Annotated in this window: 20 protein-coding genes and 2 tRNA genes; 21 read left to right on the top strand and 1 reads right to left on the bottom strand. The window is 58.9% G+C overall.

Annotation, left to right across the window (positions count from 1 at the left end):
* Positions 1–20: 20 nt before the first annotated feature.
* The 16 genes from AS89_RS0103810 (at position 21) to nadA (ending at position 11,751) form a co-directional block, all read left to right on the top strand.
* On the top strand, positions 21–764 hold the full coding sequence (locus tag AS89_RS0103810; protein WP_010131021.1) for a YebC/PmpR family DNA-binding transcriptional regulator: 744 nt from the start codon (positions 21–23) through the stop codon (positions 762–764).
* 257 nt (positions 765–1,021) lie between these two features.
* Positions 1,022–1,552: a crossover junction endodeoxyribonuclease RuvC gene (gene ruvC / locus AS89_RS0103805; RefSeq protein ID WP_010131020.1), complete on the top strand. Its 531-nt coding sequence runs from the start codon at positions 1,022–1,024 to the stop codon at positions 1,550–1,552.
* 55 nt (positions 1,553–1,607) lie between these two features.
* On the top strand, positions 1,608–2,219 hold the full coding sequence (gene ruvA / locus AS89_RS0103800) for a Holliday junction branch migration protein RuvA (RefSeq protein WP_029249766.1): 612 nt from the start codon (positions 1,608–1,610) through the stop codon (positions 2,217–2,219).
* Between the two features lie 42 nt (positions 2,220–2,261).
* Positions 2,262–3,281, top strand: coding sequence for a Holliday junction branch migration DNA helicase RuvB (gene ruvB / locus AS89_RS0103795; RefSeq protein WP_010131018.1), 1,020 nt, complete (start codon positions 2,262–2,264; stop codon positions 3,279–3,281).
* A 106-nt stretch (positions 3,282–3,387) separates the two neighbouring features.
* Positions 3,388–3,801, top strand: a complete 414-nt coding sequence (gene ybgC / locus AS89_RS0103790; RefSeq protein ID WP_010131017.1) for a tol-pal system-associated acyl-CoA thioesterase — start codon at positions 3,388–3,390, stop codon at positions 3,799–3,801.
* Positions 3,798–4,490, top strand: a complete 693-nt coding sequence (tolQ, locus tag AS89_RS0103785) for a protein TolQ (protein WP_010131016.1) — start codon at positions 3,798–3,800, stop codon at positions 4,488–4,490. The genes ybgC and tolQ overlap by 4 nt, the downstream gene beginning before the upstream one ends.
* A 35-nt stretch (positions 4,491–4,525) precedes the next feature.
* Positions 4,526–4,957 carry a protein TolR gene (tolR, locus tag AS89_RS0103780; RefSeq protein ID WP_010131015.1) on the top strand — a complete coding sequence of 144 codons (432 nt, stop codon included), beginning with the start codon at positions 4,526–4,528 and terminating at the stop codon, positions 4,955–4,957.
* A gap of 19 nt (positions 4,958–4,976) precedes the next feature.
* On the top strand, positions 4,977–5,729 hold the full coding sequence (gene tolA / locus AS89_RS0103775; RefSeq protein WP_010131013.1) for a cell envelope integrity protein TolA: 753 nt from the start codon (positions 4,977–4,979) through the stop codon (positions 5,727–5,729).
* Complete coding sequence (gene tolB, locus AS89_RS0103770) at positions 5,729–7,024, top strand: Tol-Pal system beta propeller repeat protein TolB (RefSeq protein WP_373419102.1); 1,296 nt, start codon at positions 5,729–5,731, stop codon at positions 7,022–7,024. Before tolA ends, tolB begins: the two co-directional genes overlap by 1 nt.
* Positions 7,025–7,160: 136 nt before the next feature.
* Positions 7,161–7,637 carry an OmpA family protein gene (locus AS89_RS0103765; protein ID WP_010131011.1) on the top strand — a complete coding sequence of 159 codons (477 nt, stop codon included), beginning with the start codon at positions 7,161–7,163 and terminating at the stop codon, positions 7,635–7,637.
* 15 nt (positions 7,638–7,652) lie between these two features.
* Complete coding sequence (gene ybgF / locus AS89_RS0103760; RefSeq protein ID WP_100169243.1) at positions 7,653–8,489, top strand: tol-pal system protein YbgF; 837 nt, start codon at positions 7,653–7,655, stop codon at positions 8,487–8,489.
* Between the two features lie 155 nt (positions 8,490–8,644).
* Complete coding sequence (gene queE, locus AS89_RS0103755) at positions 8,645–9,331, top strand: 7-carboxy-7-deazaguanine synthase QueE (RefSeq protein WP_010131009.1); 687 nt, start codon at positions 8,645–8,647, stop codon at positions 9,329–9,331.
* Positions 9,332–9,397: 66 nt separating this feature from the next.
* Positions 9,398–10,072 carry a 7-cyano-7-deazaguanine synthase QueC gene (gene queC, locus AS89_RS0103750; RefSeq protein WP_010131008.1) on the top strand — a complete coding sequence of 225 codons (675 nt, stop codon included), beginning with the start codon at positions 9,398–9,400 and terminating at the stop codon, positions 10,070–10,072.
* Between the two features lie 138 nt (positions 10,073–10,210).
* A tRNA-Lys gene (locus AS89_RS0103745) sits at positions 10,211–10,286 on the top strand.
* A gap of 122 nt (positions 10,287–10,408) precedes the next feature.
* Positions 10,409–10,484, top strand: a tRNA-Lys gene (locus tag AS89_RS0103740).
* 187 nt (positions 10,485–10,671) lie between these two features.
* Positions 10,672–11,751 carry a quinolinate synthase NadA gene (gene nadA / locus AS89_RS0103735; protein WP_010131006.1) on the top strand — a complete coding sequence of 360 codons (1,080 nt, stop codon included), beginning with the start codon at positions 10,672–10,674 and terminating at the stop codon, positions 11,749–11,751.
* A 55-nt stretch (positions 11,752–11,806) separates the two neighbouring features.
* On the opposite strand, the gene AS89_RS0103730 is transcribed toward nadA, so the two are convergent.
* Positions 11,807–13,324 carry a M48 family metalloprotease gene (locus AS89_RS0103730; protein WP_029249763.1) on the bottom strand — a complete coding sequence of 506 codons (1,518 nt, stop codon included), beginning with the start codon at positions 13,322–13,324 and terminating at the stop codon, positions 11,807–11,809.
* Between the two features lie 164 nt (positions 13,325–13,488).
* Between AS89_RS0103730 and AS89_RS0103725 the strand changes: the two genes are divergently transcribed.
* The 5 genes from AS89_RS0103725 (at position 13,489) to AS89_RS0103705 (ending at position 19,517) form a co-directional block, all read left to right on the top strand.
* Positions 13,489–13,767, top strand: a complete 279-nt coding sequence (locus AS89_RS0103725; protein WP_010131004.1) for a sulfurtransferase TusA family protein — start codon at positions 13,489–13,491, stop codon at positions 13,765–13,767.
* 151 nt (positions 13,768–13,918) lie between these two features.
* Positions 13,919–15,019: an AI-2E family transporter gene (locus AS89_RS0103720; RefSeq protein ID WP_010131003.1), complete on the top strand. Its 1,101-nt coding sequence runs from the start codon at positions 13,919–13,921 to the stop codon at positions 15,017–15,019.
* A gap of 166 nt (positions 15,020–15,185) precedes the next feature.
* Complete coding sequence (locus AS89_RS0103715) at positions 15,186–16,289, top strand: phosphoribosylaminoimidazolesuccinocarboxamide synthase (RefSeq protein ID WP_010131002.1); 1,104 nt, start codon at positions 15,186–15,188, stop codon at positions 16,287–16,289.
* Between the two features lie 178 nt (positions 16,290–16,467).
* Positions 16,468–18,903 carry a marine proteobacterial sortase target protein gene (locus AS89_RS0103710; protein WP_010131001.1) on the top strand — a complete coding sequence of 812 codons (2,436 nt, stop codon included), beginning with the start codon at positions 16,468–16,470 and terminating at the stop codon, positions 18,901–18,903.
* The gene (locus AS89_RS0103705; RefSeq protein ID WP_010131000.1) at positions 18,900–19,517 is read left to right on the top strand and encodes a class GN sortase; all 618 of its coding nucleotides are present in this window, start codon (positions 18,900–18,902) and stop codon (positions 19,515–19,517) included. The genes AS89_RS0103710 and AS89_RS0103705 overlap by 4 nt, the downstream gene beginning before the upstream one ends.
* Positions 19,518–20,162: the final 645 nt, after the last annotated feature.

The following is a 20,162-nucleotide window of genomic DNA, read 5'->3' as shown; positions in this document are numbered from 1 at the left end:
AGTAGACCGGAGAGAGTTCGATGGCGGGACATAGTAAATGGGCCAACATCAAGCACCGCAAGGCCGCTCAGGATGCCAAGCGGGGCAAGGTTTTCACCAAGATCATTCGCGAGCTGACCGTAGCGGCGAAGTCTGGCGGCAATCCGGATGACAACCCCGCGCTACGTGCCACCATTGACAAGGCGCTGGGCGCGAACATGAAGCGCGATACCATCGACAAGGCTATCGCCCGTGGCGCCGGCAATGCGGATGGCGAAAATTACGAGGCGGTTACCTACGAAGGCTACGGCGTTGGTGGCGTGGCGGTGCTGGTGGAGTGCCTGACAGACAATCGCAACCGCACCGTGGCGGAAGTGCGTCATGCCTTCACCAAGCGCGGTGGCAACCTGGGTACCGACGGCTCTGTGGCGTACCTCTTCGCGCGCAAGGGACAGATGTATTACGAGGCTGGTGCTGACGAAGATGCGCTGATGGAGGCGGCTCTGGAAGCGGGTGCCGAAGATATCGAAACCAATGACGACGGCAGTATTGAGGTAACCACCGAATTTACCGATTACATGTCGGTGAAAGACGCGCTGACTGAGGCGGGTTTCAAGCCAGACAACGCGGAAATCGCTATGATCCCTTCCACCACAGTCCCCATGGATAAAGACGGTGCGGAAAAGGTGCTGGCGCTGGTGGATATGCTGGAAGACCTGGACGATGTGCAAAACGTCTACACCAATGCGGATATCCCTGAAGAGGTGATGGCGGAACTCGCCTAAAAGCTACTGCGCGTGCGCCTAGCGGCGTCCGGCGGTACTCGGAATGCTCATGTACTGTCTGTACATTCCGCTTCCTCCGCTCCGGCGGCCACCACCAGCCACCCGCTCGCTACGCTTTTCGAGTATCGTATCAATGCCCCGCTTGCCGGGGCATTTTTGTTTCTGCCCCACCATATCCCCGCCTAGCCTTGACGCCTCGGGCTCACCTTGGGACACTTCCCGCCAACAATGTATAAATGTACAGGGGGCAGCCTGCCGTGACCCGAATTCTGGGGATCGATCCCGGTTCGCGCAAGACCGGTTACGGGGTCATCGATGTGGAGCGCACCAATGCCCGTTATGTGGCCAGCGGCGTGATCAAGCTGCCCGACGGCCCGCTGCCCGAGCGTCTGAAGCTGATCTTTGACGCGGTCAGCCAGATTGCCCAGCAGTACCAGCCGCAACAGATGGCCATCGAAAACGTGTTTATGTCCAAAAGTGCCGGTTCCGCCCTGAAGTTGGGGCAGGCCAGGGGGGCTGCCATTGTGGCGGCGACCCATGCCGACCTGCCGGTGGCCGAGTACGAGGCGCGCAAGGTCAAACAGGCGGTGGTAGGCAACGGCGCGGCGGACAAGCTGCAGGTGCAGCATATGGTCAAGACCCTGCTGAAGTTGCCGGCCTCTCCCCAGGAGGATGCCGCGGATGCGCTGGCGGTGGCACTGTGTCATATGCACACCATGCAGACGTTGATCCAGTCATCGGCCGGGTCGCGGGCGCGCTTCCGCCGCGGCCGCCTAAGTGTGAATTAATGGGTGAATTAATCGGCCGAGGCCGGTTATGAGATAATTTGAAATTGGAAAACAGATGATAGGAAGACTCACCGGAACGCTGGCCGCAGTGCAGCCGCCGCAACTGCTGGTCGATGTGCAGGGTGTCGGTTATGAAGTGCTCGCGCCCATGACCACCATTTTCGAGCTGCCGCAGCTCGGTGGCAGCGTGCAGCTGCACACCCATCTGGCGGTGTCGGAGACGTCCCAGCAGCTGTTCGGCTTTATCCGCGAGTCCGACCGTCAGTTGTTCCGTACCCTGATCAAGGTGAATGGCGTGGGCCCGAAAATGGCCCTGGCAATCCTGTCCGGGCTGGACGGCGCGGCGCTGGCGCGCTGTGTGGCGGACGATAACGTCGGTGCGCTGGTGAAGGTGCCGGGCGTTGGCAAGAAAACCGCCGAGCGCCTGATTATTGAGTTGCGCGGCAAGCTTGCCCCACAAACCGGTGACCTGGGCGATATCCCGTTGATGTCTAGCAACAATGAACCCAAGGTGGACCACTCCGGTGAGGCGGAAAGCGCGCTGGCGGCGCTGGGCTACAAGCCCACCGACGCCACCAAAATGGTGGCCCGGGCGCTCAAGGAGCAGCCGGAGGCCGATAGCGCCACCCTGATTCGCCTTGCCCTGAAGAGCATGGCGCCCGCTTGAGCCTGAACCGTTGCAGCCCGGATTCGTTGAAGAGAATTTCCCGTGATTGAAGCCGATCGTCTTATCGCCCCCGAACCGCAGGGCCCTTCCGGCCAGGAAGAGCAGTACGACCGTGCGGTGCGCCCCAAAACCTTGTCCGATTACGTCGGCCAGCCGGTGGTGCGGGAGCAGATGGAGATCTTTATCCAGGCCGCCAAGCTGCGCAACGAGGCGCTGGACCACACCCTGGTGTTCGGCCCGCCGGGGCTCGGCAAGACCACGCTGGCGAATATCATTGCCGCGGAAATGGGCGTGGCAATCAAGACCACATCCGGCCCGGTACTGGAGAAGGCCGGCGACCTCGCGGCGATCATGACCAATCTGGAACCCGGCGACGTGCTGTTTATCGATGAGATTCACCGCCTGAGCCCCCACGTGGAGGAGGTGCTGTATCCGGCGATGGAAGATTACCAGCTGGATATCATGATCGGGGAGGGGCCGGCAGCGCGCTCCATCAAGCTGGACCTGCCGCCGTTTACCCTGGTCGGCGCGACGACGCGCGCGGGCCTGCTGACCTCACCGCTGCGCGACCGCTTCGGCATTGTGCAGCGCCTCGAGTTCTACAGCGTGGAAGACCTCACCAGTATTGTGGCGCGCTCTGCGGGCCTGATGGGCGTGGATATGGACGAGGGCGGTGCCCACGAGGTGGCGCGGCGTGCCCGCGGCACCCCGCGTATTGCCAATCGCCTGCTGCGCCGGGTGCGCGATTATGCCGAGGTAAAGAGCGATGGCCATGTGAATGCAGATATCGCCGATCTTGCGCTGAATATGTTGAACGTGGATGCGCGCGGTTTTGACCAGTTGGACCGCCGTATGTTGCTGACCATGATCGAGAAGTTCGATGGCGGCCCGGTAGGCGTCGATAGCCTGGCGGCCGCGGTCAGTGAAGAGCGCGACACCATCGAAGATGTCCTTGAACCCTACCTGATCCAGCAGGGTTACCTGACGCGCACACCGCGCGGCCGAGTGGTGACGGCGCTGGCCTATGAACATTTCGGTATCCCCAAGCCAGACCGGGCCTAATCAGGCCCGGGCATACCTGACGAACCGGTCTACATCCTGTAGCATATCCCCCAAACCGCGCTCAACAAGAAAAACGCGCGCGCGGTGGGCAAGATAAGGATGATGCGTGTCAGAACCTTTCAATATTCCCATTCGCGTCTATATCGAGGATACAGACGCTGGCGGAATCGTCTATTACGTCAATTATTTAAAGTATATGGAGCGCGCGCGCACAGAATTGGTCCGTGCGCTCGGCTATGATAAGCCCGCCATGCCACAACAGGGGCTGTTACTGGTGGTCCACTCCGCGGAGATTCAATACCGTCGCTCGGCTTTGCTCGACGATGAGCTCCGGGCCAGTGCCGCTGTGGGCAAGGTCGGTCGCGCCGCCGTGACGTTCGAGCAAAAAATTTGGCGCGGCAGTGAAATTATTTGTGAGGGTGTGGTCAAAGTGGCTTGTGTGGACGATGCAAGCCGCAAACCCTGCGCCCTCCCCGAAAACATCCATCAAGCATTGAAGGCAGCGAGTCAAAATTCATGAACGCCGGTGAACAACTTTCCCTGTGGGGGCTGATTTCCAGCGCCAGTCTATTGGTGCAGTTGGTAATGCTGATGCTGCTGCTGGCCTCGGTCATTTCCTGGGTAATGATCATTCAGCGCGGCAGCTACCTGTCGCGGGCACGCAAGTCCATGATCAACTTCGAGCGCAAGTTCTGGTCCGGTGCGGACCTGAACCAGCTGTTCCGCGACGGCAATGCCGCGGCAGAAAAAGGCAAGATCGACGGGGTCGAATCCCTGTTCCGCGCCGGTTTCACCGAGTTCACCCGTCTGCGCCAGCAGGGCAAAAGCAGCCCGGCGGCGGTGATGGAAGGGACCGAGCGTGCCATGCGCGTGGCCATGTCGCGGGAGCAGGAAAAGGTCGAGATGAACCTGCCGTTTCTCGCCACGGTCGGCTCGGTGAGCCCGTATATCGGCCTGTTTGGTACCGTATGGGGGATCATGAACTCCTTCCGCGGCCTCGCCACCATGCATCAGGCCACCATCGCCACGGTGGCGCCGGGGATCTCCGAAGCCCTGATCGCGACGGCGATGGGGCTGTTTGCGGCGATTCCGGCGGTAATGGCATTCAACCGTTACTCCGCCAAGGCGGAGTGGCTGCTGTCGAGCTATGAGACCTTTGCCGAAGAATTCTCCTCCATCCTGCACCGCAGGGTGCATGCTGCCGGCTGAGGCGCCGGTCGCAACGCTGTGCAAAGAGCCAAATCATGAGCAATTTTCGCAAACCCGCCAAACGCAAGCTGGTCTCCGAGATCAACGTGGTGCCCTACATCGACGTGATGCTGGTGCTGTTGATCGTGTTTATGGTGACCGCGCCGCTGTTGATGCAGGGGGTAAAGGTCGACCTGCCCGACGCGCCTTCCGCGCCGATCGATGATACCGACGACGAACCGCTGATTATCTCAGTCAAGGCCGACGGTACCTACTACCTCAATCTGGGCGATGACGAGCAGGTGGCCAAGCCACTGCAGGAAATCAAGGATACCGTGGCCAAGGTGTTGCGCCAGAAACCCAAGACACCGGTGCTGGTGTGGGGCGATACGGACGCAAAATACGGTCTGATCGTGGGTGCCATGACCCATCTGCAGCAGGCCGGCGCACCCAGCGTGGGCCTGGTTACCGAGCCGCCGTCGCAGTGAGCTGGAGCTGAACCCACGCATGAATAGCTCATATGGCCCGGCCATCGTCATCAGTGTTGCCCTGCACGCGTTGCTGATTGCGGTGATGACCTTCGGTTGGGAGGCAAAACCTCATAACGAACTGAAGCCGATGCCCAAGTTCGTGGAGGCCAAGCTGGTCCAGCTCGAATCCAAGTCGGACAAGCCCAAGGCACCGCCCAAGGTCGACCTGCGCGAGAAGCGTCGCCAGCAGGAGCTGGAGCGTCAACGCCGTGCGGAGGCAGAGAAGAAGCGCAAGGCCGCCGCTGAGCGCAAGAAGCGGCAGGAAGCGGAGAAAAAGCGCAAGGCCGAAGAAGCGCGCAAGAAGCGCGAAGCAGAAGAGAAAGCCCGCAAAGAGAAGGAGCGCCTTGAGCAGGAGCGCAAGAGTGCATTCGAGGATGCGCTGGAAGATGAAGAGTTCCTGCAGGAAGCGAGTGACGATTCCGCCGCGGTCATGTCGGTGGCCCAGGCCATTCGCCAGCGCATTGTGCAGGTGTGGAGCCGTCCCCCGAGTGCCCGCAATGGCATGGTGGTGGAGGTAGAGATCAACTTTGTACCGACCGGTCGCGTTGTGGCTTCCACCATCACCAAAGGCAGCGGCAATGCGGCTGTGGACAGATCCGTACTGACCGCGGTCAAGAAAGTCGAAGTGTTCCCGGAAGTGGAAAAAGTGGCCCGTGAGGAGCCATCCCTGTTCGAGCGCCAGATTAGAACCACCAAACTGATATTTAGAGTCGAAGGCCTGCGCCAATGATGAAGAAAACAGTCTCGCTTATGTTTGCCGCCCTGTTGGGTTGCGTGCTGGCGGTTTCCGCCCACGCCCAGCTGGTGGTGGAAATTGATGATGGAAACGATAACCCGACCCCGGTGGCAGTTGTGCCATTCGATTGGTCCGGTAGCGGGGTACTTGCGGAAGATGTATCCGCGATTATCTCCGCGGATTTGCGCCGCAGCGGCCTGATTGCGCCGGTGCCGCGGGATGACATGCTGTCGTTCCCGAAAACCCCGGAGCAAGTCAGCTTCCGCGACTGGCGGATGCTGGGTACCGAATACGTGGTGACCGGGCGCATGCAGCCGCAGGCCAATGGCTATCTGTTGAGCTTTGACCTGGTGAATATTTTCGGGCAGCGCAAAATGTTCACCAAGCAGGTGACGGGCGGGGCCAACCAGTTGCGGGATATCGCGCACCGCGCGGCGGATGAGATTTTCGAGGCGATCACCGGGATTCGCGGTGCCTTCGGCACCCAGATGGTGTACGTGCAGGAAACCCAGCGCGGTGGCCAGCCCAGCTATGCCCTGATGCTGTCGGACATCGACGGTGCCCGCGCTCGCCAGATTCGCCGTTTCAGTGCGCCGGTGATGTCGCCGAGCTGGTCGCCAAATGGCCAGGAAGTGGCCTATGTGTCATTTGAGACAGGTCGTCCGGCGATTTTCCGCGAGAACCTGCGCACCGGTGCGCGCCAGCAGCTGACCAACTTCAAGGGGCTGAATAGCTCCCCCACCTTCTCTCCGGACGGCAGCAAGCTGGCGATGGTGCTGTCGAAAGACGGCAACCCGGAGATTTACGTGCTCGATTTGAATAGCGGCCGCTTCACTCGCATGACCCGCCATTTCTCCATTGATACCGAACCGAACTGGATGCCGGACGGTAAATCGCTGGTTTTTACTTCCGATAGGGGAGGTAAACCACAAATTTATCAATTGACGCTTGCCACGGGTCAAGTAGACCGCTTAACCTTCGACGGCGACTATAACGCACGCCCGCGGGTATCCCCCGATGGTAAAACGCTGGTTATGGTGCATCGTAGCAGGGGGGTTTTTACGATCGCTACGATGGACATCGTATCCGGACGCATGCGTGTCCTGACGGAGACGCGCCTGGACGAATCCCCGAGCATTGCTCCTAACGGTGCGATGCTGATGTACGCCACCAAGCGGGGGAACAAAGGTATTCTGGCTGCGGTATCGCTAGATGCTGGGGTTAAGTACAGCCTGCCTTCTCAGCAGGGAAATGTCCGTGAGCCGGCGTGGTCGCCTTACTTTGATTGATGCTGTGACTGCGGCAAATGCTGTTTATTTGCCGTAAGTGTGAGATCAAACAACTAAGAAGAAACGAAACCCTGATTAAATCCACGGTTTTATAACGTCTTACAGGATTTCTCGATAACACTAAGCGGAGTTGTTTATGTTCAAATCAGTAAAAACCGGCCTGGGTCTGGCATGCGTACTGGCAGTAACTGCCGGTTGTTCCAGCACCGACACCGATGACAGCGCAAATCAGCAGATGGCTCAGACCCCACCTCCAGTGGTTGAAGAGACTACTGCAACCGAAACCGCAGTTCCGCTGGATAACGTCGTGTACTTCGACTTTGACCAGAGCCTGCTGAAGCCTTCTACTCGTGAGCTGCTGATCAAGCACGCTGACCGCATGCGCGGCGCTGCTGGCACCGTTCGTCTGGAAGGCCACGCTGACGAGCTGGGTACCCGTGAATACAACCTGGCACTGGGTGAGCGTCGCGCCAACGCGGTTCGCGACTTCCTGGTACTCCAGGGCGTAAACGCTGCGAACCTGGAAGTGATCAGCTACGGCGAAGAGCGTCCGGCACAGGAAGGCTCTAGCGAGAGCGCGCGCGCAATGAACCGTCGCGTGGTGATCAACTAATCTAGAAGCATGCAATTGTCTTTTCTGATTAGAAGTATCGCGATAGCCGCAGCCTCCATGGCTGCGGCTTCGTTCGTATTCGCGCAGGCCCCGGTGGTTGACCTGTCCAATGACAGTTCGGCCAATCAGGGGGCTGCAACCCCGCCTCCCCCCAGCTACCCACAGCTGGCGGTGCGCACCAACACTTCTGCCGGTATGCAGGCGAATCCGCAAGCGGATGCGTATTACCAGATGCAGGTACTGCAGCAGGAAGTGCAAGAGTTGCGCGGTGCTGTGGAAGAGTTGCGACACGAGATCAAGCGGTTGCGCCAGCAGCGCACCGAAGACTATATGAATCTCGACCGCCGCATTTCGAAACTGGATGGTGCAGCACCCGCTGAAGGTGCGCCCGCGGGAGCAGCAGCCGGCACCAACGCTGCCGGCGCAACACAAGCTCAGGCACCTGCTACCAGTGGCAGTGGCGCAGCTCCGCAAGCCAGCGAGAGCGAGCGCGACCGCTACCAAGCAAGCTTTGGTCTGGCGCGTAAAGGCGACTACGCCGGCGCCAGCAAGGCATTCAAGAGCCTGCTGGAAGACTATCCCAACGGTCAGTACGCACCCAATGCCAACTACTGGCTGGGTGAGATCGCGCTGGTGCAGGGCAATATCGAAGAGGCCCGCACCTGGTTTGTTGCCCTGCTAGACGGCTACCCCAACTCGAATAAAGTTTGGGATGGCCGCTACAAGCTCGGCACCGTGTATCACCAGCTGGGTGACAACGCGAAAGCCAAGGACCTGCTGGAGCAGGTCGCCTCAAGCGATCAACGAGCCTCTGGGCTAGCCAAGCAGTATCTGCAGGAAAACTTCCAGTAGAGATCTCCGGTCACCACCAGCTGTCGCTCCTTGTGGAACGACTGCTGGTTTTGTGATCAGAAAAACTCTATGATCCCGCGCCCGGGGGGTATCTACCCTCCGGGCGTTTTTGTATGTGCTGAACCGACAGCAGGATTTCACGATCAGAGTGGTGTATGGCCGAATTTGAAACTGAGCTGGCAGGGGTCAATTTGACCGAAGAGTCTCTCCGCATCAGTGAGCTTTTTTACTCCCTGCAGGGGGAAGCACGTGATGCCGGCTTGCCGACGGTCTTCGTGCGCCTGACCGGCTGTCCGTTACGCTGCACCTACTGCGACTCCGAATACGCCTTTTACGGTGGCGAGCGGATGTCGCTGGCCGCGATCTTGCAGCAGGTCCAGAGCTATCCGGCGCGGCATGTTTGCGTCACTGGCGGTGAGCCGCTGGCCCAGCCAAACTGTATTCCGCTGCTGCAGGCCCTGTGTGATGCCGGTTATCAGGTTTCGCTCGAAACCAGTGGCGCCATGCCGGTGGATGCAGTGGATGCGCGGGTATCCCGCGTGGTTGACCTGAAAACGCCGGCATCCGGTGAGCAGGCGCGCAATCGTATGGAAAATATCCCGCTGCTAAATGAGAAAGATCAGGTCAAATTCGTGATCTGTGACCGCGGCGACTACGACTGGGCGCGCTTTACTCTGGATCAGTATCGCCTGTCTGAACGGGTCGGCGAAGTGCTGTTCTCCCCCAGCTATGAACAGCTGGCGCCGCGCCAGCTGGCAGAGTGGATACTGGAAGACGGCTTGCCGGTACGCATGCAGATGCAGTTGCACAAGCTGCTCTGGGGCGACGTTCCCGGGGTGTAGCCCGGCGGGTAAATACGCGTGATATTTTAGATTTTTCCCAGTAAATAGCAGGTATTTGGCAGGTTTATGAGCAGCAAGAAAGCCGTCGTTTTACTCTCCGGTGGTCTGGATTCCGCCACGGTCCTGGCCATGGCGCGTGCCGAGGGTTACGAATGTTACGCCCTGGGCTTTGATTACGGCCAGCGCCACAGTGCCGAATTGATGGCGGCGCAACGGGTTGCCGCCGACCTGGGTGCCCGCGAGCACAAGGTGGTGAAGCTCGACCTACGCGTCATTGGCGGTTCAGCGCTCACCGATGACACCATCGACGTACCCGAGGAAGAGACCTCCGGCATTCCGGTCACCTATGTGCCGGCGCGCAATACCGTGTTCCTGTCGATTGCACTGGGCTGGGCCGAGGTACTGGGTGCGCAGGATATTTTTGTGGGTGTAAACGCCGTTGACTATTCTGGTTACCCGGATTGTCGCCCCGAATATATTGAGGCCTACGAACACATGGCCAACCTGGCGACCCGCGCCGGGGTAGAGGGGAACAAACTGACTATTCACGCGCCGCTGATGAAAATGAGCAAGGCGGACATTGTCGAGCGGGGTAGCGAACTGGGCGTTGATTACAGCCTGACGGTGAGCTGCTATCAGGCGCTGGCGAATGGTGCGGCCTGCGGGCGCTGCGACAGTTGCCGCCTGCGCGCGGCCGGGTTCGCCGAAGCGGGCCTTGCCGACCCCACCGTATATGCATGAGCGGGCCCGCAGGCGTATTTGGCAGGGCCGAAAATGGCTGTCTAAGCCCTTAAATTTGTTAGCAATTTTTTTGTAACCGGGTCTTGCGTTTCCGGATTAGATCCGTAAGATACGCAGCTCCTCAGGTAGAGGGGTCAAGGGTCGTTAGCTCAGTTGGTAGAGCAGTTGGCTTTTAACCAATTGGTCGCTGGTTCGAATCCAGCACGACCCACCATCTTCCCCCCTGTAACCGCATTCCGATACCTTTGTCGTGCGGTTATGTACTAAAGAGCTCGTAGCAAGTACGGGTTATACAAGTAGTTTTGTCGTGTCCCATATGGGATAGGGCAGTCTTAAGGGTCGTTAGCTCAGTTGGTAGAGCAGTTGGCTTTTAACCAATTGGTCGCTGGTTCGAATCCAGCACGACCCACCATTTCCTTAAGAATTCCCCCACTCAATCGTTGCCCCACGAACGCCTTTGCACCATCGTTGCCGTTGTCTTACGACCCTAAAATGCAGCGGATTTGCAGGGATTTCGGATTGAACATCGGCGAATCTCACCGGTATCGGTATAATGCCGGCCTTTTTCGTTAGTACGTAGAGAGCTTACGCAAACCGCTATGACAGACAGCAGCGACAAAATTGCTTCCAGCGCGCCCGCCCCGAATGCCATCGATGCCCGTGATTTTGTGCAGGATCATTTGGCACACCCGGGTGCCCATGCGTACAGCGAGGAAGAATTGAACCAGTGGCGCGAGCGCATCAAACGCCTGCTGAAAGAGCAGAACGCCGTGCTGGTTGCACATTACTACACCGACCCGTTGATCCAGGCGCTGGCCGAAGAAACCGGTGGCTGTGTTTCCGACTCCCTCGAAATGGCCCGGTTTGGCGCGCAGCACGAAGCCGATACCCTGATCGTGGCTGGGGTTAAATTTATGGGGGAGACGGCCAAGATCCTGACCCCCCACAAGCGCGTGCTGATGCCCACCCTCGAGGCGACTTGCTCACTGGATCTGGGGTGCCCGATCGAGGAATTCTCCGCGTTCTGTGATCAGCACCCCGATCGTACCGTGGTGGTGTACGCGAACACGTCCGCTGCGGTGAAGGCGCGCGCGGACTGGGTGGTGACCTCCAGCATCGCACTGGATGTGGTCGACTACCTGGATTCCCAGGGCGAAAAAATCCTGTGGGCACCGGACAAACATCTCGGCAGCTACGTGCAGAAGCAAACCGGTGCGGATGTATTGCTGTGGGATGCGGCCTGTATTGTGCACGAAGAATTCAAGGCGAAGGGGGTGGCTGACCTGAAGGCGCTGTACCCGGAAGCCCTGGTACTGGTGCACCCGGAATCGCCCGCTGCGGTTGTTGAGCTGGCCGACGTGGTGGGCTCCACTTCGCAGATTATTAACGCGGCGAAAACCCGTCCGAACAAGCAGTTTATTGTCGCGACCGATCAGGGCATCTTCTACAAGATGCAGCAGCAGTGCCCGGATAAGGAACTGATTATCGCGCCTACCGCCGGTTCCGGGGCTACCTGTCGCAGCTGTGCAAACTGCCCATGGATGGCAATGAACTCGCTGGAAAACCTGTGCGGTGTTCTCGAGCGCGGTGACAATGAAATCTTTGTGGATGAGGCCCTGGGCAAGCGCGCGATGATGCCGCTGCAGCGGATGCTGGATTTCCGCAAACCCCTGGACTGAAAGTAAAAAAAGAGCGGCAACTTGCCGCTCTTTTTCTATTGGGCACTGGCAGGGCTTACAGTTCCTTGGCCCGCTCCTGCATCTTAATCACATCCTTCATGCGCTGCTCGAGGATCGCATGGGTCTGGTAGTCGTTTTTCGCCAGGCGTACGCCGTGGCGTAGGTGCTGCAGCGCTTTATCGAAGACGCCGTTTAAGATGTAGTACTCAGCGCGCGCCTCGTGCACGCCGACAATATCTCCGGCCAGACCGTGAGTTTCCGCCAGCAGGTACCACACCGCCGGATCTTTGCGGCGCACGCGGCTGTGCTTCTTGAGGATACGTTCTGCGGCCAGATAGTTGCCCGCCTTAAAGTGGGCATTCGCCAGCCCCATGGTCAGGGCGTGATTTTTCGGATTCTTGTTAACCGCTTTTTGCAGGCGATTGGTCGCGCTGGTGTAGTCCTGGCGGGCCAGGTCGATATCGGCGCGCGCCAACACAAAGGCGTCCTTGTCAGGCTCTTTGTCCAGCAGCGGCTGCAGGGTGTCGATGGCGGTATCGGGTTTGCCGGCGGAGGTCTGCGCCAGTGCCAGGCCGTAGCGGGCGGCGTCTTCATTGTCGTTGATGCCGCGCAGTTCCGCCTGGAAACGCTTCACCGCCTGTTGCGGGGTAGCCTCTGCGGCCACGCGAATACGCGCGCGCATCAGGTGGTACTCGCGGCTATTACGCAGGGGGACCTTGTCCATGCGGTTGGCCCGCAGCTTGGCGTCGGCGATACGCTTTTCAGTGACCGGGTGCGTGAGCAGGAACTCTGGCGGGCGGCGGTAGTAGCGGGTCGCTTTCAGCATTTGCTCGAACATTTCGCCCGCGGCCTGCGGGTCCATCCCGGCCTTGGCCAGGGTTTCGATGCCCACGCGGTCGGCTTCCTGCTCGTTCTGGCGGGAAAAGCGCAGCTGGTTGTCCAGCGCGGCAGCCTGGGTAGCGGTCATCGCGGCCAGGCCCGCATCGCCACCGGCGGTCGCCGCCAGCACCAGCGCGCCGAGCATACCGGCTAGGGTGGGTAAGGTACTGTTGCGTTGCGCCTCCAGCGAGCGGGCGTAATGACGCTGGCTCAGGTGCGCGAGTTCGTGCGCCAGCACCGAGGCAAACTGGTCTTCGTTTTCGGCGAACAGGAAAAGGCCGGTATGCACACCGACCACGCCACCGGGCACGGCAAAGGCGTTCATGGTGTCGTTGTTCACCACCACGACGTCGAGGCTCTTGTCCTCCAGCGGGCTGTATTCCGCCAGCGCCTGCAGTGAATTCTCAACATACTGCTGCAGCAGGGCGTCACTGGAAGTGCGTACCTGGCTGCGAAACATGCGCAGCCACATGCTGCCCAGTTCTTTTTCCCGCGCACGGGAAACCAGGCCACTGCTGGTGTCGCCGAGCATGGGGAGTCGGATGTGGTGATCACCCTGGGCGGTTGCCACCAATGGCGCAGTGGTCAGCAGGAGTCCTGCGGTGAGACCCGAAATGAAGCCGGCAGCGCGCTGACGCAGGCCCATGCAACTGCGGCCTAAACGTTTTCTGAATGATGTCGGGTTATCGGTCATAATTTTACTGCGCCTGCCGGGATTCCTGCCGCTAACACTATACGTAACCCTGTGAGACTGTCGAGGTTTTGAACAGCTCCCGGGTAAAAGGTTCAGCTCCATGGCCCATTGACCCATGGGCACCGGTATAATTCACCGCATTTACGGTTCTTTACCGCGTTTTTATGACCAGCTCCGCAAATCAGACCAGTCAGGCACCGGATAGTGTGTGGGCCTCTGCTGTAAGGGTAGATGCCAGCGGCCAGCCGTGCCCGCAACCACTGCTCGCCATGCGGCGGGCCCTGAAGCAGCTGCCGCCGGGTGAAATCTTGCATTTGATTGCCACCGACCCCGCGTCACAGCGAGATATTCGCAGCTTTTGCACGTTGAGTGGCGTACGCTTGCTGCGTGCGGAAATTGATGGTGAATTCTTCCATTATTGGCTGCAGCAGATTGACCAATGACCCTGTGGCCACTGAACGCGGCGGTGGACGAGCGATCGACACTCGCTAGATGCGCAAGTAGATGCGCAACAAGTCGATACGCAAATAGTTTTAAGTTTGATCTGAGTTAGATCTTAGTTAGATATCAAAGAGTTTCGAGAGAACAGCATTTATGTATGCGATTGTGAAGGGGTGGGTAAATCGCTATTTCGGCCAGGAAGAGGTGGTGCTGCTGGTACTGCTGTTGCTGGCTGGGCTGATTGTGCTCGCCACACTGGGCGGTGTGCTGGCGCCCGTGCTGGCGGCGCTGGTGATTGCCTTTTTGATGCAGGGCATGGTGCAGCGGCTGGAGTCCTGGAAGGTGCCGCACTGGCTGTCGGTGACGATTGCCTGCCTGGTACTGGTGGGCATCATCGCCGCCATGTTGTTTGTGGTATTGCCAATAATCTGGCGGCAGGCGGTGCGCCTGGTTTCCGAGTTGCCCAATATGATCGCCAGTGGCAAGGATCTGCTGGTGTTATTGCCGGAGCAATATCCGCGCCTGGTCACCGCGCAGCAAATCGATGAAATCTTCAATACCGTAGGCAGCGAGCTGGGTGGTATCGGCCAGACTCTGCTGACCTTCTCGCTGGCCAACCTGCCGATTCTGGCGGCGGTGCTGATTTACCTGGTAGTGGTGCCGATTCTGGTGTTCTTTTTCCTCAAGGACTCCAAGCAGCTGCTGCGCTGGTGCGCGTCGTTCTTGCCCCATCAGCGTCCCATGCTGCGCCAGATCTGGTACGAAATGAATGACCAGGTGGCGAACTATGTCCGCGGCAAGGTGATCGAGATTGCCATTGTCGGGGTGGTGAGTTACGCGGCCTTCCTGTTGCTGGGGGTGAATTACGCGCTGCTGCTGGCGGCCGCGGTGGGCCTGTCGGTGCTCATCCCCTATATCGGGGCAGCGGTGGTGACCATTCCGGTGGCGATGATCGGCCTGTTCCAGTGGGGCTGGAGCAGTGAATTTTTCTGGTTGATGTTTGCCTACGGCATGATTCAGTTGCTGGACGGCAACGTGCTGGTGCCGATCCTGTTTTCCGAGGCGGTTAACCTGCATCCGGTGGCGATTATTCTCGCGGTGCTGGTGTTCGGCGGTATCTGGGGTTTCTGGGGTGTTTTCTTTGCCATTCCGCTGGCCACGCTCGCCAAGGCCATCCTGAATGCCTGGCCCACCAGTGAGCATCAGGCCGAGTGGGCCAGGGAGGCGGCGGCCAGTGCCGACAGCGAAGCCTGAGCCGGGCAACCGGCACTGATTGAGGGCCGGCATTTGGTTCGGCTTGTCACTGTTTCAGTGATAGGGGGTTTGCTAGAATCCCGCGCCTGAATTTTCCGCCCCGCTGCCGCGGGGCTTCTGTCTATCTATTATCTATACCCGTCCTTGTAACGGCACAGGAACCTCCATGAGCCTCGCAGACAAAGTCCTCGCGGTGAACAACGATCTCCCGATTCGCACCGACAAGCCCGTCCACAGTGGCAAGGTACGCTCGGTCTATTGGTTGACCGAGGCAGACAGCGCCCGCCTGATCAAGGAGAAGGGCTACCCGGTGGCTGCGGATGCGCCGCTGGCCGTGATGGTGATTTCCGACCGCATGTCGGCATTCGACTGCATCTGGAAGGGTGAGAATGGACTGCGTGGCGTGCCCGGCAAGGGGGCGGCATTGAATGCTGTGGCCAATCACTGGTTCAAGCGCTTTAAGGAGCAGGGCCTGGCAGACAGCCATATTCTGGATATTCCCCACCCCGCGGTGTGGATTGTGCAGAAGGCGCGTCCGGTGATGATTGAGGCCATTGCCCGTCAGTACATTACCGGCTCTATGTGGCGCGCCTACAGCAAGGGCGAACGGGAGTTCTGTGGTATCCAGCTGCCGGACGGCCTGCAAAAAGACCAGAAGCTTCCCGAACTGCTGATTACCCCGTCTACCAAGGGGATCCTCAAGGGAATCCCGGGGGTGCCGGAAGCGGACGATGTAAACATTACTCGCCAGAATATTCTGGCGAATTTTGCCGCGTTTAATTTCCAGAGCGCTGCGGATATCGATCGCTACGAGCAGCTTCTGCAAGAAGGGTTTGATGTTATCTCCGCAGAGCTGGAGAAACTGGACCAGGTGTTTGTGGATACCAAGTTCGAGTTCGGCTATGTCAGCGACGCAGATGGTCGCGAAAAGCTGATCTACATGGATGAGGTGGGTACCCCGGACTCGTCCCGTATCTGGGATGGCCCCCAGTACCGCAATGGCGAAGTTGTGGAAAACTCCAAAGAAGGTTTCCGTCAGGCACTGCTGAACCATTTTCCGGATCCGGACATTCTGCTGAATAAAGATCGTATGGATGAGCGTCTGGCGCTTGCCCGTGACAATGAGTTGCCGGAATCCATGTTGATGGCGGTCTCTAATACCTATGTGGGTATCGCGGAAAAGATCATTGGCGAAAAACTGGTGATTTCGGACAACCCCAAGGCGGAAATTATCGACGTATTGCGCGATGGGTATGGCCTGATCGATTAGGCTCCCACTTATCCCCAAGTTTTCAGAAACCGGCCCCGTGCCGGTTTCTGCGTTTTTGGCATCGTATTTTTGCCCTGCCATGTTTCGCCACAATTGACCCGCAGCTCGCCCGATTGATTCCCCGGCAGTGCCCGATTGTCTGTGTGTAATACCTCCATTCATTGATTTGGAGGCTCTCGTGAACCGACCGCTTTTTCCATCACCGCGCATCGAGCGCGACTTGCTGATTCTTCCTACCAGCGAATATTACCGCCGCCGCTATCGCAAAAGCCGCGTCGGTAGCTGGCTACTGTTCGCCGTGACCACGCTCGCGGTGCTCCTTGCTGCCGTCGGGGCGAGCGCGGATGATGCACCGCAAGCGCCGGCGTTTGAGGAGGTGGCGTTAGAGGATGCCGGCAGCGGCGACTTACTGTTTGTCGGTGAGCAGGAGGGAACCTTTGAGCCGGCGTTGCACCTGTCGACCGCGGTCGACATGCGGGTGCGTGGCCTGGTGGCCGAAGTGCACATTGCACAGACATATATTAACACCAGCAATCACTGGCGGGAGGCCGTCTACGTACTGCCGCTGCCGGAAAATGCCGCGGTACGCGGCATGGAGATTGTAATTGGCGAGCGCAGAATTGTCGGCAAGGTGCGCGAGCGTGAAGAGGCGAAGAAGGTGTATACCGAAGCGCGCGCGGCGGGCAAGCGCGCAGCGTTACTGGAACAGCAGCGGCCGAACATGTTTACCAGTCGTGTCGCCAATATCGCACCGGGTGAAAAAATTGCCGTTGAGGTGCGCTATCTGCAAACGCTCAAGTTTGATCGCGATCAGTTCAGCCTGCGCCTGCCGAGTACCCTTACACCTCGCTATATTCCCGGGGTATCGGGCGAGCTCTCTCGAAAGTCTGCACAAGAGTCTGCACAAGAACTCGCGCTCAATTCGCACGGCTGGTCGCTGCCTACGGACCAGGTTCCGGATGCGCAGCATATTTCCCCCTTCATGGTGCCGATGGCGGAACTGGCAAACCGTGGCAGCCACCAGATGTCGATTCATATCGACCTCGGCATGGGGTTGCCGCTGGCAGACATTTACAGCCCCTATCACGAAGTGGACTTTCGACGCCAGGACGGGAATCGGTACCAGGTCCAGTTGAAAGGGGGCTCGGCACCCATGGACCGTGACTTTGTGTTGCACTGGCGGCCGCAGATGTCTTCCATGCCTTCCGCCGCGGTGTTTGCAGAGCAATCACAAGATGGCAGCGCACAGTACCTGCAATTGTTGCTGTTGCCTCCGCGGGAACCCGGCGCAACTCGCAAGTTGCCCCGGGAAGTAGTGTATGTAGTCGATACATCCGGCTCCATGGGCGGCAACTCGATTCGTCAGGCCAAGGAAAGTCTGCTGTTGGCGTTATCGCGGCTCGCTGCGCAGGACCGCTTTAATATTATTGAATTTAACAGCCATCATCGGTCTTTTTATCCACGCCCAGTCAGCGCCAGTCAGGAAAATATTCACCGCGCACGGGATTGGGTGGAATCGCTGAGTGCCACCGGCGGTACCGAGATGGCGCCGGCGTTGAAAGAAGCCTTATCCCAGCAGCTGGATGAACAGGCGGGCGAGCTTGTACGTCAGGTGGTGTTTATTACCGATGGTGCGGTTGGCAATGAGCGCGCACTGTTTGAAATCATCCAGCAGCGACTCGGCCAGGTGCGTTTGTTTACCGTGGGCATTGGCTCAGCGTCCAACAGTCACTTTATGACCAAAGCGGCGCAAATAGGCCGCGGCAGTGCGGTGCATATCGGTGACCTGGGGGAAGTACAGGCGCAAATGGGGCGCCTGTTCGAGAAGCTGGAAAACCCGCTGGTGACCGACCTGCGCGTAGACTTTCCGCGGGGCATCAAACTCGAAGCTTATCCAAAGCAGCTGCCCGATCTGTATTTGGGGGAACCCGTGCGGTTGGTTGCACGAATCGAAGGTCAGCCCCTGGGGATGCCGTCCAGCGGTGAGCTGGTTGTCAGTGGCCGCCTTGCAGGCAAGCGCTTTTCCCGCACTATTTCTCTGGCGCAATTAGTCGTGGATCAGCAGGGCGATCAAATAGGCAGTGTGTGGGCGCGGGCAAAAATTGCCGCGCTGCGTGATATGCAACGCCAGCGCGGCCCCCTGGCAAGAACGGCAGGCGATGGTGAACAGGCCGAAGTGGTTGCAGATCCCCTCAAGCAGCAAATCCTCGCGCTGGCGCTGCGTCACCAGCTGGCCAGCCCCTATACCAGCTTTGTTGCTGTCGAAGAGACCCCGGTGCGTCCGCAGGCGGAGGCGTGGAAGTCCAGTTCCGTGCCCAATGCGGTTGCCAGCGGCCAGAACCTACAGCGCTTTACCTATCCTTCCACCGCAACTGGTGTTTACGGACAGATTCTTACCGCTTTACTGTTGCTCCTCGGGGGCATGGGGCTGCGCGCACGTGCAGCAATCATGCGCAGGGTGCGTACGCTGCTATGTGGTCTCACCCCCGATGTACGTCGCTGTCGAACGCGTCTGGAACACCTCCTGGCGCGACGCCTTTCTCCGGCCACAATAAAATCAGGCGAGTTGCCTCCGCGCGCGATCGGCACTCGTATTACAGGGGTGCAGCAATGAGCCGCATGTGGCTGTCTAAGCGCTTGCTGCCACTGCTGTTGATCACTGCCGGTGTATGGCAGCTGGCGGGCGCCAGCTGGATTCTGGCGAAAGCGGAATTGTCTCAATACCTGATCAGCAGTGCCTGGGAGCGTCAGTTGCACGCGGGGGAGATTCACAAGCCGTGGCCCTGGGCGGATACCTGGCCGGTGGCGCGACTCAAACTGGACCAGCAAAAACCTTTGGTGGTGTTGCAGGGGACCAGTGGTGAAGCGCTCGCTTTTGGGCCCGGCTTACATGAGGCTTCAACACTGCCGGTGACGCAACAGCACGGTGATGATACGCCCGTGCGCACCACGGTTATTGCCGCACACCGCGATACACACTTCCGCGGCCTGGAAAAATTGCAGGTGGGGATGGGGGTGCAACTGCAGGGGCGCGACGGGCGCTGGCGGCACTATCGCGTGCGGGGTACCCGAGTGGTGGACAGTTCACGCGAGACCTTGCCAGTGAGCGACCGGCCCGGCTTGCTGCTGGTTACCTGCTATCCCTTTGGCGCCTTAGAGGCGGGCGGGCCGCTGCGCTATCTGGTCTACGCCGAGCCGGTGCCAGAGGCGCAGGTGATCAAATTGTAAGCGCGCTGGGTCCCCTGATACTCGCCTCGCCCGCCGATATTGGGCGGGTTTCAGGGCTGAGCACGGGGTAAATGTTGCAGGTCAATCGGCGCTTTTGGTTATTGACGGAGCGGCGCAACACAGGCTGGCGTGGGAAGTCACCATCCCGCCAATCCCGCTTTCGTTGGTACATGCGTGACCAAAAGGTGATTTCTGGACTCTATTTTGTAATAGAATTTCACTTATTGACGACAAATTCATCCGCCAATACCGCTTTCAGAAAACTATTTGTTTTGCAATTTGGTTTTATTTGTTACTAATTGTCCTATCTGGAAAAAGTTTTGTAGTAATACTACAATCGCCCCCGCTTGAGCACTTACCGCCTGTTTTTATGTGGTGATGCCTGTGCGCTGCAAGGCGCTGGCCCTACATTTAGCAGGTCGTGAATTCAACGCCGAATTCAAAGTCGAGCCGGTAACCGAATCCACTGGTTCCCAGCCGGCGGTATTCCGTCGCACAGCCCTTTTATTGGAATCGAGTCAGTATCGAACTGCTGATCAGCGAAAATCGCTTTTCCGGCCATTTTTGGTGGTGAATTGGCGAGGAAGGTGCCTGACTCGGGGGAATTCCCCGCATTTGCGGTACTGTTGCGCGGCAAAAAATTCT

It is taken from the genome of Microbulbifer agarilyticus S89 (assembly GCF_000220505.1).
In the GTDB taxonomy this organism is placed as follows: Bacteria; Pseudomonadota; Gammaproteobacteria; order Pseudomonadales; family Cellvibrionaceae; genus Microbulbifer; species Microbulbifer agarilyticus_B.
This window is presented reverse-complemented; position numbering and strand designations above follow the sequence as displayed.

Coding starts and splice junctions, on each gene's coding strand:
- queE (WP_010131009.1), top strand. CDS start 8,645: ATGGCCGAATTTGAAACTGAGCTGGCAGGGGTCAATTTGACCGAAGAG.
- AS89_RS0103810 (WP_010131021.1), top strand. CDS start 21: ATGGCGGGACATAGTAAATGGGCCAACATCAAGCACCGCAAGGCCGCT.
- ruvA (WP_029249766.1), top strand. CDS start 1,608: ATGATAGGAAGACTCACCGGAACGCTGGCCGCAGTGCAGCCGCCGCAA.
- queC (WP_010131008.1), top strand. CDS start 9,398: ATGAGCAGCAAGAAAGCCGTCGTTTTACTCTCCGGTGGTCTGGATTCC.
- nadA (WP_010131006.1), top strand. CDS start 10,672: ATGACAGACAGCAGCGACAAAATTGCTTCCAGCGCGCCCGCCCCGAAT.
- tolA (WP_010131013.1), top strand. CDS start 4,977: ATGAATAGCTCATATGGCCCGGCCATCGTCATCAGTGTTGCCCTGCAC.
- AS89_RS0103765 (WP_010131011.1), top strand. CDS start 7,161: ATGTTCAAATCAGTAAAAACCGGCCTGGGTCTGGCATGCGTACTGGCA.
- AS89_RS0103730 (WP_029249763.1), bottom strand. CDS start 13,324: ATGACCGATAACCCGACATCATTCAGAAAACGTTTAGGCCGCAGTTGC.
- tolR (WP_010131015.1), top strand. CDS start 4,526: ATGAGCAATTTTCGCAAACCCGCCAAACGCAAGCTGGTCTCCGAGATC.
- AS89_RS0103715 (WP_010131002.1), top strand. CDS start 15,186: ATGAGCCTCGCAGACAAAGTCCTCGCGGTGAACAACGATCTCCCGATT.
- tolB (WP_373419102.1), top strand. CDS start 5,729: ATGAAGAAAACAGTCTCGCTTATGTTTGCCGCCCTGTTGGGTTGCGTG.
- AS89_RS0103720 (WP_010131003.1), top strand. CDS start 13,919: ATGTATGCGATTGTGAAGGGGTGGGTAAATCGCTATTTCGGCCAGGAA.
- AS89_RS0103705 (WP_010131000.1), top strand. CDS start 18,900: ATGAGCCGCATGTGGCTGTCTAAGCGCTTGCTGCCACTGCTGTTGATC.
- tolQ (WP_010131016.1), top strand. CDS start 3,798: ATGAACGCCGGTGAACAACTTTCCCTGTGGGGGCTGATTTCCAGCGCC.
- AS89_RS0103725 (WP_010131004.1), top strand. CDS start 13,489: ATGACCAGCTCCGCAAATCAGACCAGTCAGGCACCGGATAGTGTGTGG.